The following is a 12,998-nucleotide window of genomic DNA, read 5'->3' as shown; positions in this document are numbered from 1 at the left end:
CGGCCGGGCCGGCCGGGAGGCCGGGGTGACGGACGGTGGCCGCCCATGATGGGGTGGCCTCCCGGACCGCGCGTGCGGTGCCGCTGCCCGGTGCGGGCGGCGGGACCGCGGGCGGGGCCGGCAGCCGCACGCCACGAAGGGACGAGCACACGATGCGCGCAGGTACGCGTCGACCGCTGAGCAGCCTGGGAGCGGGCCTGACCGCGGTGCTGGCGGTGGCCGCCACGGCGGCGAGCGCACCGGCCACCGCGGCCCCGCCCTCCGCCGCGGCGTCCACCACGACGTCCACGGGGCAGCAGCGGCTGCTGGCCGCGGCGACGACCGCGCCGCAGCAGCGGGCGGTCACCACGTACTGGACGCCCGAGCGCATGCGCTCGGCCGCTCCGGTGGACACCCTCAGCCTGCCCCGGCGCACCCGGGGCTTCGTGCCGACCCCCCGGGCCGAGACGATCACGGCCGCGCCGTTCAGCCTCGACCGCGCGCGCCGCGCGTTCAGCCCGCAGGCGCAGACCCGCGCGGTGCCGTGGACCGGCGGCGGCGCGGTGGCGGCGGTCACCGGCAAGATCTTCTTCGTCCGGGACGGCGGCCGGTTCGTGTGCTCGGGCAGCAGCGTGCGCAGCGGCAACCGCAGCACGGTGGTCACGGCCGGGCACTGCCTGACGGAGAAGCGGGAGGACGGCACCCCGGCGGACTCCACGCAGGTGGTGTTCGTGCCCGGGTACACCGACGGGCGCACCCCGCACGGCACGTGGCCCGTGACGTTCCTGGCCCCGGCCGCGCAGTGGCGCAACGGGGACCAGGCCTCCCCGGAGGCCTCCAACCTGGACGTGGCGTTCGCCGTGGTGGCACCGCGGGCGGACGGCAAGCGCCTCGCCGACGTCGTGGGGTCCTTCCCGATCGCCTTCGACGCCCCCACCGGCCGGCGCGTGTCGGTGTTCGGCTACCCCTCCGCCCCGCCCTACGACGGCGAGCGGCTGCACCACTGCCGCGCGGCGAGCTTCCCCGACGACACCCCCCGCAGCACCGACGAGGGGGTGAGCTGCTTCATGACGGGCGGCTCCAGCGGAGGGCCGTGGCTGTCCGGTTTCGACGGCTCGACGGGAGCGGTGACGTCGGTCGTGAGCTTCAGCTACGAGGACAGCCCGGACGTGCTGTACGGGCCGCGGTTCGGCGCGGTGGTGCGCGAGCTGTACGGCACGGCCGAGCGGCGCTGACCCGCCCGGCCCGGGCGCCGGCGCCCCCAGCGCCCCCGGCTGCGCGGGCCCGGCCCCGGACCAGGGGCCCTGCTCAGGGGGCGGGGATCGCGACGTACTTCACGGACAGGTACTCCTCGATGCCCTCGGGGCCGCCCTCGCGGCCGAAACCGGAGGCCTTGATCCCGCCGAAGGGCGCCGCGGCGTTGGACACGACGCCCTGGTTCAGCCCGACCATGCCGGTCTCCAGGCCCTCCGCGATCCGCAGCGCGCGCTCCAGGCCGCTGGTGTAGGCGTAGGCGACGAGGCCGTACTCGGTGTCGTTGGCCAGGCGCAGCGCCTCCTCCTCCGTCTCGAACGGCACGAGCGGCGCGACGGGGCCGAAGGTCTCCTCCGCGAGCAGCCGTGAGCCGGCGGGCACGTCCGTCACGACCGTGGGGGCGAAGAAGTACCCCTCCCCCGGGACCGGCCCACCGCCGGTGAGGAGCCTCGCCCCCGCCCGGACGGCCTCCTCCACGCGGCGGGCCACTCCGTCGCGGGCGCGGGCGTCGATGAGCGGGCCGACCTGCACGCCCTCCTCGGTGCCGCGGCCGAGGCGCAGCGCCCCCATGCGGCCGGCGAGGCGGGCGGCGAACTCCTCCGCCACGCCCCGCTGGACGTAGAACCGGTTCGCGGCGGTGCACGCCTCGCCGGTGTTGCGCATCTTCGCCGCCAGCGCCCCCTCCACCGCCGCGTCGAGGTCCGCGTCGTCGAAGACGAGGAACGGCGCGTTGCCGCCCAGTTCCATCGAGGTGCGCAGCAGTCGCTCGGCGGACTGCGCCACGAGCGTGCGGCCCACCGCCGTGGACCCGGTGAACGTCAGCTTGCGCAGCCGGGGGTCGCGGACGAGGGGCTCGACCACCTCGGCGGTCGCGGTGGTGGTCACGACGTTCAGCACCCCCGGCGGCAGGCCCGCCTCCGCCAGCAGGTCCGCCAGCGCCAGCATCGTCAGGGGCGTCTGCGTCGCGGGTTTGACCACCATCGTGCAGCCGGCCGCGACGGCGGGGCCGATCTTGCGGGTGCCCATCGCGAGCGGGAAGTTCCACGGCGTGATCATCAGGCAGGGCCCCACGGGCTGCTTCGTGGTGAGGAAGCGGCTGCCGCCGGCGGGGTTCACCGAGTACCGCCCCGAGATGCGGACGGCCTCCTCGGAGAACCAGCGGAAGAACTCCGCCCCGTACGCCACCTCCCCCGCGGACTCCGCCAGGGGTTTGCCCATCTCCAGGGTCATGAGCAGCGCGAAGTCGTCCGCGCGGGTGGTGAGCAGCTCGAACGCGCGCCGCAGGACCTCCCCCCGCTCGCGCGGCGGGGTCGCCGCCCACACCGGTGCCGCGTCCACGGCCGCGTCCAGAGCGGCGGTGCCGTCGGCGGCCGTCGCGTCGGCCACCCGCGCGATCGTCCTGCCCGTGGCGGGGTCCTCCACGGCCACCGTCCGCCCGCCCGTGCCCTCCCGCCACCGGCCCCCGATGAACAGGCCCTCGGGCACCGCCCCCACGACCTCGGCCTCGTGCTGCCCGCCCACGCGTCCTCCTCGGTCCCCGATGTCCTCGATGTCCGGTGTCCTCAGTCCCCGATGTTCGCCATCACGTGCTTGATGCGCGTGTAGTCCTCCAGCCCGTACAGCGAGAGGTCCTTGCCGTGGCCGGAGTGCCGGAAACCCCCGTGCGGCATCTCCGCCACCACCGGCAGGTGCGTGTTCACCCACACGCAGCCGAAGTCGAGCCGCGTCGTCATCCGCATCGCCCGGCCGAAGTCCCTCGTCCACACGCTGGACGCCAGCCCGAAGCGGGTGTCGTTGGCCAGGCGCACCGCCTCGTCCTCGCCGGAGAAGCGCTGCACCGTGATGACCGGCCCGAAGATCTCCTCCCGCACGGCCTCGTCACCGGCCCGCAGCCCCGAGACGACCGTCGGGGCCCAGAAGAACCCCGGTGCCAGGTCCCCGCCGAGGCGCACCCCGCCGGTCTCCAGCCGCGCGTGGTCCGGCAGGCGGTCGACGAAGCCGCTGACGTGCTCCAGCTGCCGGGGGTTGTTCACCGGTCCCACCGCGGTGCCCTCCTCGTGCGGCATCCCGACGCGGGTGCCGCGCGCCTGCTCGGCGAGGGCGTCGACGAGGTCGTCGTGGATGCGGGGGGCCGCCAGGACGCGGGTGGCGGCGGTGCAGTCCTGCCCGGCGTTGTAGTACCCCGCCGCGGCGATCGCCCCGGCGGCCGCGCGCACGTCGGCGTCGTCGAACACCACCACCGGTGCCTTGCCGCCCAGCTCCAGGTGCACGCGCTTGAGGTCGCGGGCGGCGGCCCCCGCGACCTCCGTGCCCGCCCGCACCGAGCCGGTGACGGCGACCATCTGCGGCACCGGGTGCTCCACGAGGGCCCGGCCGGTGTCGCGGTCCCCGCACACGACGTTCAGCACCCCCGGCGGGAGGAACTCCTGCGCCAGCTCCGCGAGCAGCACCGTCGTCACCGGCGTGGTGTCACCGGGTTTCAGCACGACCGCGTTGCCCGCCGCCAGGGCCGGGGCGATCTTCCACACGGCCATCATCAGGGGGTAGTTCCACGGGGTGACCTGCCCGACGACGCCGACCGGCTCGCGCCGCACCCAGGAGGTGTGCCCCGCCAGGTACTCCCCCGCCGCCCGGCCCTCCAGGACCCGCGCCGCACCGGCGAAGAAGCGCAGCTGGTCCACCGCGGGCGGCAGTTCCTCCGCGCGGGTCGTCGCCACGGGTTTGCCCGTGTTCTGCACCTCGGCGGCGACGAACTCCTCCGCGCGCTCCTCCAGGCGGTCGGCGATCCGCAGCAGCGCCCGCTGCCGCTCCGCGGGCGTCGTCCGCCCCCACGTCGCGGACGCGCGGGCCGCGGCGGTGAAGGCGGCGTCGACGTCCCCGGGACCGGACAGCGGCGCGGTGGCGTAGACCTGCCCGGTCGCGGGGTCGACCACGTCGGCGGTGCGACCGTCCCGCGCGGGGACCGGCTCCCCGTCGACGACGTTGTGCAGCACACGCCTGTCGCCCACGCCGAACGCCTCCCCGCCGTCGCCGCCCCACCGCACACGACCCTAGCCCGCGCCCGGCGGGGCGCACCGGGACGGGCGCACCGGGGCGCGGGCCCGGGCGCCGGTAGCGTGCGCGCGTGGCCCTCGACGTGCACGCCCTGCCCCCCTCCGCGCTGGAGTTCCTCGCGGAGCGGCACCTCGCCACGCTCACCACCCTGCGCCCCGACGGCAGCCCGCACGTGGTGCCCGTCGGGTTCACGTTCGAGGAGGGCACCGGGCTCGTGCGGGTCATCACCCACGGCCGCTCCCGCAAGGCCGCGCACGCCGCCACCGGGGGGCGCGCGGCCGTCAGCCAGGTCGACGGCCGCCGCTGGCTGACCCTGGAGGGGACCACCTCCGTGCTGACCTCCCCGGCCGACGTCGCCGACGCCGAGCAGCGCTACGCCCGGCGCTACCGCGTGCCCCGGGAGAACCCGCAGCGCGTCGTCGTCGTCCTCGCCGTCGACCGGGTCCTCGGCTCCGTCCCGCCCTGGGGCTGAGCCCGGCGGGCTACCCGCGGCGGGTCGCCTCCACGGCGGAGAGCAGCTCCACGACCCGGTCGAAGAAGGCGTCGACGGGCACCTCCCGGTAGCCGCGCCGCCCGCGGCCGGGCCGGAACAGCGCGGCGCGCACCTGCTCGGGGCGCAGCACCCGCCGGCCCGCGAGGTGCTCGGCGACCAGGGTGCACAGCGCGTCCACGTCGCCGCGGTGGTAGCCGCGCTCCAGCCAGCGCCCCGTGGGGAACCGCTCGCGCGGGGGCGCGACGAGCCGGCCCGCGATCGCCGCGCGCAGGGTCTGCGCCCCCTCCAGCCAGCGGGCCCGCTGCGGGGAGGCCAGCGCCCGGGCGTGCTCGCCGGCCACCAGGGCGTCGTCGACGGCGGCCAGGACCGCGTCCGTGGCGGCCACGTCGTAGCCCCCGAGGACGAGGCGGAACCCCGCCGCGCGCACCTGGGAGGACCTCACCTGCGGCACGGGACCGGCACACGCCCGCCGCAGCCGGTCGAGGAACTGGTCCACCTGCTCGGGGGCGTACCCCTTGCGCAGGCGGCTGCACCGCTGCGGGTGGGCGCCCAGGGCGCGCTCCAGACGTCCGTCCACGGGGACCCCGGCCGGCTCAGGCGAGCGTGGCGCGCGCGGGCTCCCCGTCGCCCACCGCGGCCAGCTGCCCGCAGGCGCCGTCGATCTCCTTGCCCCGGGTGTCGCGCACGGTGGTCGGGACCCCGCGCGCCTCCAGCGCCGCCACGAACGCCCGCTGCACGGCCGGCTCGCTCGCCGTCCACCTCGAGCCGGGCGTCGGGTTCAGCGGGATCGGGTTGACGTGCACCCAGCCGCGGCCGCGCGCGTTGAGCAGCTTGCCGAGGCGGTCCCCGCGCCACGCCTGGTCGTTGACGTCGCGGATGAGGGCGTACTCGATGCTGACGCGCCGGCCGGTGGCGTCGAAGTAGCGGCGGGCGGCGTCGAGCGCGTCGCCCACCTTCCAGCGGGTGTTGATGGGGACCAGCTCGTCGCGCAGCTCGTCGTCGGGGGCGTGCAGGCTCAGGGCGAGCGTGACGGGGATCCCCTCGCCGGCGAGCTTGTCGATCGCCGGCACGAGGCCGACCGTGGACATCGTCACCCCGCGCGCGGAGAGGCCGAGGCCGTCGGGCGCCGGGGAGGTCAGGCGCCGGATCGCGGCGACCGCGGCCTTGTAGTTGGCCAGCGCCTCGCCCATGCCCATGAACACGACGTTGCTCACGCGGCCGGGCCCGCCGGCGACCTCCCCGCGGTGCAGGGCGCGCGCGGCGGCCAGGACCTGCTCCACGATCTCGGCGGTGGACATGTTCCGCGTCAGGCCCGCTTGCCCCGTCGCGCAGAACGGGCAGTTCATCCCGCAGCCCGCCTGGCTGGAGATGCACACCGTCGCGCGGTCCGGGTAGCGCATGAGCACCGACTCCACGAGCGCACCGTCGTGCAGCCGCCACAGCGTCTTCACCGTCGTGCCGCCGTCGCACTCCTGTGTGCGCACCGGCGTCAGCAGGCGCGGCAGCAGGGCGTCGGCGAGGCGCTGCCGGCTCGCCGCGGGCAGGTCCGTCATGTCGGCGGGGTCGTCGACGAGGCGCTCGAACCAGTGGGTGGCGAGCTGCCGGGCGCGGAACGGCTTCTCCCCGAGCTCCGCGACGGCGCCGGCGCGTTCCGCGGGCTCCAGGTCCGACAGGTGCCGCGGGGGCTTGCCGCGCCGGGGCGCGGCCATGACGAGCTGCCCCGGGCCGGCGGGGGCCAGGGGCGTGGGCGCGGCCGGCTCGCGCGGCGGCACGGCGGCGGCGGAGCGCTCGGCGGGGGCGGGTGCGGCGGTGGGACCGGGCGCGGCGGAGGTGGTCGTCTCGGCAGGCATCGTGCCTCCATGGTCGCACGCCGCACCGGGCCCGGCGGGCGCCCGGCACAGCCGCGTGCGGCACCCCTCAGGCCGGCACGGCCGCGTGCGGCACCCCTCAGGCCGGCACGGCCGCGGGCGGCACCCCTCAGGCCGGCACGGCCGCGGGCGGCACCCCTCAGGCCGGCACGGCCGCGTGCAGCACCAGGTAGATGACGGGGGCCGTCGGCAGCAGCGAGTCCAGCCGGTCCATGACGCCGCCGTGCTCGGGGATGAGGTTGCTCATGTCCTTGATGCCGAGGTCGCGCTTGAGCAGCGACTCCGACAGGTCCCCGATGGTGGCGCTGAGGACCGCGCCCACCCCGAGCAGCGCGCCCGCCCACCACGGCCCGTGCAGCGCCAGCGGCACCGCCACCGCACCGGTCAGGGCCCCCAGCACCAGGGAGCCGCCCATCCCCTCCCACGACTTCTTCGGGCTCACCGACGGGGCCATCGGGTGCCGGCCGAACAGGACGCCCGCCACGAACCCGCCGACGTCGCTGGCGACCACCATCAGCACGAACACCAGGATCCGCCAGGGCCCGTCCGGCTCCGCGAGCATGAGCATCGCGAAACCCGCCAGGAACGGCGCGTAGGTGGCGATGAACACCCCCGCCGCCACGTCCTTGACGGGCAGCACCCGCTCCAGGCCCGTCCCGGGCATGCGGTGCCCGCCGAGACGCCACAGCAGCAGCGCCCCCGCCGTCAGGGCGTAGGAGACGAAGAGCGCCTCCGGCCCCGCCAGGTAGGCGGCGGGCACCATCGCCACGGCACCGGCCGCGAGCGGCAGCACCGGCACGTCCAGGTGCTGCCGGCGGAACGCCAGGGCCATCTCCCGCACCGCCAGGACCACCGCGACGGTGGCCAGGACGACGAAGGCCTCCTTGCGCACGACCAGGCTGACGACGACCAGCGCGATCAGCCCGATGCCGACGCCGCTGGCGACGGGCAGGTTGCGCCCCGCACGGGATCGGCGCGGGGCGCCGGGCGCACCGGCGGGGGCGGGGCTCACCTCGGGAACTGCCTCGCTCACACCGCCAGCAGCTCGGCTTCCTTGTTCTTCAGCAGGTCGTCGATGGTCTCGACGTGCCGCTTGGTGGCGGCCTCGAGCTCCTTCTCCGCGCGCGAGACCTCGTCCTCGCCGGCCTCGCCGTCCTTGACGATGCGGTCGAGCTCCTCCTTGGCCCGGCGGCGGATGTTGCGGATGGAGACCCGCGCGTCCTCCGCCTTGGTGCGGGCGAGCTTGATGTAGTCCTTGCGGCGTTCCTCGGTGAGCTGCGGCAGCGTGATGCGGATGACCGCGCCGTCGTTGCCCGGGTTCACCCCGAGGTCGGAGTTGCGCAGCGCCTTCTCGATCTCGCCCATCGCGCCGCGGTCGAACGGCGTGATGAGCACCGAGCGCGCCTCGGGGATCTGGAACGAGGCGAGCTGCTGCAGCGGGGTCGGCGCGCCGTAGTAGTCGACGAGGATCTTGTGGAACATCGCGGCGTTGGCACGCCCGGTGCGGATGCTCGCGAAGTCCTCCTTCGCGACCTCGATCGCCTTGTCCATCTTCTCCTCGGCCTCGAGGAGGGTGTCGTCGATCACAGTCGTCCCTTCGTCTCCCGCACGGCGTCCGATCGGCGAGGCCCGCCGAGCGCCTGCGCTCCCGGCTGCGGCGCAGCCGGCTCAGCCCGCCGTGACCAGCGTGCCGATCCTCTCACCCCGCAGCGCGGCGGCCACGTTGCCATGCCCGTCCATGCCGAAGACCACCATGGGGAGGCGGTTCTCGGCGCACAGGCTGAAGGCCGTGTTGTCGATGACGCGCAGGCCCCGGCGCATCGCCTCGCTGTGGGTGATCTCGTCGATCTTGGTGGCGGTGGCGTCGGTGCGGGGGTCGGCGGTGTAGACGCCGTCCACGCCGTTCTTGGCCATGAGGACCACGTCGGCCCTCGTCTCCAGGGCCCGCTGGGCGGCCGTGGTGTCGGTGGAGAAGTACGGCATGCCCGCCCCGGCGCCGAAGATGACGACGCGACCCTTCTCCATGTGCCGGATCGCGCGGCGCGGGATGTACGGCTCGGCGACCTGGCCCATGGCGATGGCGCTCTGCACACGCGTGTCGACGCCCGCCTGCTCCAGGAAGTCCTGCAGCGCCAGGCAGTTCATCACCGTGCCGAGCATGCCCATGTAGTCGGCCCGGGCCCGGTCCATCCCGCGCTGGGACAGCTCCGCACCGCGGAAGAAGTTGCCGCCGCCGACGACGATGGCGACCTGCACGCCCTGCCGCACCGGCACGGCGATCTCGCGGGCGATGCGGGAGACCACGTCGGGGTCCACCCCGAGCCGGCCGGCCCCGAAGACCTCCCCCGACAGCTTCAGCAGCACCCGGCGGTAGGTGGGGGCCGGCTCCACGGTTCCTGCCTCGAGGTCGACGGTCACGGTGGTCTCGGGCACACGGGCTCCTGCTCGTCGGGCGGCGCGGTGGCCGGTCGGTGGTGCTGGACGGTCAGCCCCCGGGCGGGGACCCCGCGGCGGGGACACCGCACCGGTCCTGCTCGCCGGTGCGCGTCGGGCCCGTGGTCGCCGTCGTCCGCGGGCGGGGCCAGTCTGCCGCAGTCCCGCACCGCCGGTCGCCCCGCGGCCCGGCACCGATGCGCCGAGCGGGTGTGCGGCCGGACACGGTGGGTGCGGCGGTGGTGGCGGGCGCACGAACGGGCACGGACCGCAGGGTCCGTGCCCGTTCGAGCCCCTCACGGGGTGCACGCCACGGGGGTGCGGCTCCCGGGACGCGGGGCCCGGGACGTGCCGACCTCGGTGGCCGACCGCGGCGACCGCGGCGACCGACCTCAGTGGCCGACGCGGAAGCGCGCGAAACCGGTGGCGTTCGCGCCGGCGGCCTTGAGGACCTGCGTGACGGTCTGCTTGGGGTCCTTGGCGAACGCCTGCTCCAGCAGGACGTTCTCCTTGAAGAAGCCGTTCACGCGGCCCTCGACGATGCGCGGCAGGGCGGCCTCGGGCTTGCCCTCCTCGCGGGAGGTGGCCTCGGCGACGCGGCGCTCGTTCTCCACGACCTCGGCCGGCACCTCCTCGCGGGTGAGGAAGGTGGGCGACATCGCCGCGGCGTGCATCGCCACGTCGCGGCCGGTGTCGCCCGCGTCGGCGTCGAGCGCGACGAGCACGCCGATCTGCGGGGGCAGGTCGGCGCTGGTGCGGTGCAGGTAGGAGGCGACGTGCGGGCCCTCGACGCGGGCCACGCGGCGCAGGACGATCTTCTCGCCGATGGTGGCGTTCGCCTCGTCCAGGACCGCCTGGACGCTCCGGCCGTCGAGCTCGCTGGCCAGCACGGCCTCGGCGTCGGCGGAGCCGGTGTCCACGGCCTGCTTCAGCACCTGGGCGGCGAGCTCCTGGAAGCGCTCACCCTTGGCGACGAAGTCCGTCTCGCAGTTCAGCTCGACGAGCACGCCGAGGCCGCCCTCGACGTGGGCGGCCACGAGGCCGTTGGAGGCGGTGCGGCCCTCGCGCTTGGTCACGCCCTTGAGGCCCTTGACGCGCAGGATCTCGACGGCCTTGTCGAAGTCGCCCTCGGCCTCCACGAGCGCGTTCTTGCAGTCGAGCATGCCGGCGCCGGTCTTCTCGCGCAGCGCCTTGACGTCGGCGGCGGTGTAGGCAGCCATTTCGGTCCTCTCCTCGTGCCTTCCGGGTCTCTGGCCGCCGGGCCGGGCCGGGCGGCCGGTGCGCTCCGACGGGCGGCCGGCCGCTCGGCCGCCGGCCCGGACGGGGTGCACGGGACGTGCTCACGCTCCCGCGCCGGGNNNNGCTGCCCGCGGGTGCGGGCAGCCCGGCGCCGGACGGTGCGGTGGTGCTGGTGGAGCGGTGCGGCCCGGGGGTCTCGCTCAGGCCTGGTCGGTCGACTGCGCCGCGGCGGCGGCGTCGCCCTCGGCGAGCTCCTGCGCGGTGCCCGTGCCCGCGGCGGCAGCGGCGGCCTCGTGCACCTCGGGCGTGAAGGCCGGCTCGGCCTGCGCGCTCTCGGTGCCGCCGGCCTGCACGCCACCGGCGGGGGCCTCGAGCAGCTCCTGCTCCCAGGACGCCAGGGGCTCCTCGCCGGCACCGGCGCCACCGCCGTGACGGATCTGCAGGCCCTCCGCGACACCGTCGGCCACGACGCGGGTGAGCAGGCTGATGGCGCGGATGGCGTCGTCGTTGCCGGGGATGCGGTAGTCGACGACGTCCGGGTCGCAGTTGGAGTCCACGATGGCGACGATCGGGATGCGCAGCTTGCGCGCCTCGTCGACGGCGAGGTGCTCCTTGTTGGTGTCGACGATCCACACGGCGCTGGGGACCTTGGACATGTCCCGGATGCCGCCGAGGGTCTTCTCCAGCTTCTCGTACTCGCGCCGCAGGACCAGGAGCTCCTTCTTCGTCATGCCGGAACCGGCGACGTCGTCGAAGTCGAGCTCCTCCAGCTCCCGCAGGCGCTGCAGCCGCTTGGAGACGGTCTGGAAGTTGGTGAGCATGCCACCGAGCCAGCGCTGGTTGATGTACGGCATCCCGACGCGGCGGGCCTGCTCCGCGATCGCCTCCTGCGCCTGCTTCTTCGTCCCGATGAACAGGACCGTGCCGCCGTGGGCGACGGTCTCGCGGACGAACTCGTAGGCGCGGTCGATGAACGACAGCGACTGCTGCAGGTCGATGATGTAGATGCCGTTGCGCTCCGTGAAGAGGAAGCGCTTCATCTTGGGGTTCCAGCGGCGGGTCTGGTGCCCGAAGTGCACGCCCGACTCGAGCAGCTGGCGCATCGTCACGACGGCCATGGGTGTCCTCCTCGTGCCCGGCCGCGGCCGGGTTCCGGTTGTCGCGGCGGACCGTGCGGCCGCCGCCCTGGCCCCCGCGGCGCACCCCGCCGTGGTCTGCTGCTCAGGGGGTACCTGGCCTCGGACCGCGGACCGCGGGAGTGCACCCCGGACCCGGCACGACGGCCACGGGGCCGGCGTCCGCGGGCCCGGTGACGGGGACGCGAAGTCGCCCGGCACAGGCCGGGCGCACGCCTATCCTACTGGCCGTGACACAGCCCCTCCACACCGGTCCGCCCCCGGCCGCCGCCGGCGTGGGCGGCGCGCACCTCGTGCGGCGCATGCGCGGCTTCGGCACGACGGTCTTCGCGGAGATGTCCGCTCTCGCGCGCAGGACCGGTGCGGTGAACCTCGGGCAGGGCTTCCCGGACTCCGACGGGCCCGCCTCGCTGCTCGCCGACGCCGCCGCCGCGATCCACGCGGGGCGCAACCAGTACCCGCCCGGACCCGGCGAGCCGGAGCTGCTGACCGCCGTCGCCGCCCACCAGGAGCGCTTCCACGGCCTCGCGGTCGACCCGGCCACGGAGGTGCTCGTCACCGCCGGGGCCACCGAGGCGATCGCCTCGAGCGTCCTGGCGCTCTGCGAGGCCGGCGACGAGGTGGTCGTGCTGGAGCCCGCCTACGACGCCTACTCCGCCCTCGTCGCCCTGGCCGGCGCCGTGCAGCGCAGCGTGCCGCTGCGCTGGGGCGGGCCCGGCGAGGGCTTCGTGCTGGACCACGCCGCCCTGCGCGCGGCCGTCACCGACCGCACGCGCCTGCTGCTGCTGAACACGCCGCACAACCCGACGGGCGCGGTGCTCGGCGCCGCCGACCTCGCGCTCGTCGCCGAGCTGGCCCGGGCCCACGACGTCGTCGTCGTCACCGACGAGGTGTACGAGCACCTCGTGTACGACGGGGCCCGGCACGTCCCCCTGGCGACCCTGCCGGGCATGGCGGAGCGCACCCTGACGGTGTCCAGCGCGGGCAAGACGTTCTCGGTGACCGGCTGGAAGGTCGGCTGGGTGCACGGGCCGGCGGAGCTGGTGACGGCGGTGCGGACCGTCAAGCAGTTCCTCACCTTCACCGGCGGGGCGCCGTTCCAGCCGGCCGTGGCGCGGGCGCTGGCGCTGCCGGAGGAGTTCTTCACCTCCCTCGCCGCCGACCACCAGCGCCGCCGGGACCTGCTGGTGGCGGGCCTGCGGACGGCGGGCTTCGCGGTGTCGGTGCCCGCGGGCGGCTACTTCGTCGTGGCGGACCCGCGCCCGCTGGGCTTCGACGACGGCGTGCGGCTGTGCCGGGAGCTTCCGGAGCGGGCCGGGGTGGTGGCCGTGCCGGTCGCGGCGTTCTGCACGCCGGGCGGAGCCGCCGCGGCCGGGGCGGCTCCGCTGCTGCGGTTCGCGTTCTGCAAGCGGGACGCCGTCCTGCACGAGGGCGTCGAGCGGCTCCAGCGCCTGCGCACGGGCTGAGGCGGGCGGGGCGGTGCCGCGCGCGGTGGTGCCGCAGGGCGCCGCGCGGTGGTGCCGCGCGAGGGTGCCGCGGGAT

General features: G+C 75.8%; 12 protein-coding genes. 3 read left to right on the top strand and 9 right to left on the bottom strand.

Translation table 11 applies throughout. From position 1 onward, the window contains the following. The first annotated feature begins 152 nt into the window (after positions 1 to 152). Positions 153 to 1,214 carry a trypsin-like serine peptidase gene (locus ACYQBY_RS06565; protein ID WP_459643016.1) on the top strand — a complete coding sequence of 354 codons (1,062 nt, stop codon included), beginning with the start codon at positions 153 to 155 and terminating at the stop codon, positions 1,212 to 1,214. Between the two features lie 73 nt (positions 1,215 to 1,287). Here ACYQBY_RS06565 and ACYQBY_RS06560 read toward each other — a convergent pair whose 3' ends face one another. Beyond that, the gene (locus tag ACYQBY_RS06560; RefSeq protein WP_459643015.1) at positions 1,288 to 2,754 is read right to left on the bottom strand and encodes an NAD-dependent succinate-semialdehyde dehydrogenase; all 1,467 of its coding nucleotides are present in this window, start codon (positions 2,752 to 2,754) and stop codon (positions 1,288 to 1,290) included. 41 nt (positions 2,755 to 2,795) lie between these two features. Continuing rightward, on the bottom strand, positions 2,796 to 4,241 hold the full coding sequence (locus ACYQBY_RS06555; RefSeq protein ID WP_459643014.1) for an aminobutyraldehyde dehydrogenase: 1,446 nt from the start codon (positions 4,239 to 4,241) through the stop codon (positions 2,796 to 2,798). Positions 4,242 to 4,357: 116 nt separating this feature from the next. Between ACYQBY_RS06555 and ACYQBY_RS06550 the strand changes: the two genes are divergently transcribed. Further along, complete coding sequence (locus ACYQBY_RS06550; protein ID WP_459643013.1) at positions 4,358 to 4,759, top strand: TIGR03618 family F420-dependent PPOX class oxidoreductase; 402 nt, start codon at positions 4,358 to 4,360, stop codon at positions 4,757 to 4,759. 10 nt (positions 4,760 to 4,769) lie between these two features. Here ACYQBY_RS06550 and ACYQBY_RS06545 read toward each other — a convergent pair whose 3' ends face one another. From ACYQBY_RS06545 to rpsB, 7 genes are all read right to left on the bottom strand, one after another. Further along, complete coding sequence (locus ACYQBY_RS06545; RefSeq protein ID WP_459643012.1) at positions 4,770 to 5,357, bottom strand: DivIVA domain-containing protein; 588 nt, start codon at positions 5,355 to 5,357, stop codon at positions 4,770 to 4,772. 16 nt (positions 5,358 to 5,373) lie between these two features. Further along, positions 5,374 to 6,630, bottom strand: a complete 1,257-nt coding sequence (gene rlmN / locus ACYQBY_RS06540; RefSeq protein WP_459643011.1) for a dual-specificity RNA methyltransferase RlmN — start codon at positions 6,628 to 6,630, stop codon at positions 5,374 to 5,376. A 157-nt stretch (positions 6,631 to 6,787) separates the two neighbouring features. Further along, a complete protein-coding gene (locus ACYQBY_RS06535) occupies positions 6,788 to 7,681 on the bottom strand; it encodes a phosphatidate cytidylyltransferase (protein ID WP_459643010.1) in 894 nt (297 codons plus the stop codon). Further along, entirely contained in the window at positions 7,678 to 8,235 is a 558-nt protein-coding gene (gene frr / locus ACYQBY_RS06530) for a ribosome recycling factor (RefSeq protein WP_459643009.1), read from the bottom strand. Before frr ends, ACYQBY_RS06535 begins: the two co-directional genes overlap by 4 nt. A gap of 81 nt (positions 8,236 to 8,316) precedes the next feature. Then, positions 8,317 to 9,081 (bottom strand): UMP kinase, encoded by a 765-nt coding sequence (gene pyrH / locus ACYQBY_RS06525; RefSeq protein WP_459643008.1) that lies wholly within the window; start codon positions 9,079 to 9,081, stop codon positions 8,317 to 8,319. A gap of 392 nt (positions 9,082 to 9,473) precedes the next feature. Then, positions 9,474 to 10,301 carry a translation elongation factor Ts gene (tsf, locus tag ACYQBY_RS06520; RefSeq protein ID WP_459643007.1) on the bottom strand — a complete coding sequence of 276 codons (828 nt, stop codon included), beginning with the start codon at positions 10,299 to 10,301 and terminating at the stop codon, positions 9,474 to 9,476. Between the two features lie 219 nt (positions 10,302 to 10,520). Further along, the gene (gene rpsB / locus ACYQBY_RS06515) at positions 10,521 to 11,438 is read right to left on the bottom strand and encodes a 30S ribosomal protein S2 (RefSeq protein ID WP_459643006.1); all 918 of its coding nucleotides are present in this window, start codon (positions 11,436 to 11,438) and stop codon (positions 10,521 to 10,523) included. A 248-nt stretch (positions 11,439 to 11,686) separates the two neighbouring features. Here rpsB and ACYQBY_RS06510 point away from each other — a divergent pair, with 248 nt between their 5' ends. Then, on the top strand, positions 11,687 to 12,922 hold the full coding sequence (locus tag ACYQBY_RS06510; protein ID WP_459643005.1) for a pyridoxal phosphate-dependent aminotransferase: 1,236 nt from the start codon (positions 11,687 to 11,689) through the stop codon (positions 12,920 to 12,922). Positions 12,923 to 12,998 lie beyond the last annotated feature (76 nt).

The sequence above is a fragment of the Kineococcus anabasis genome, from assembly GCF_054590795.1.
This window is presented reverse-complemented; position numbering and strand designations above follow the sequence as displayed.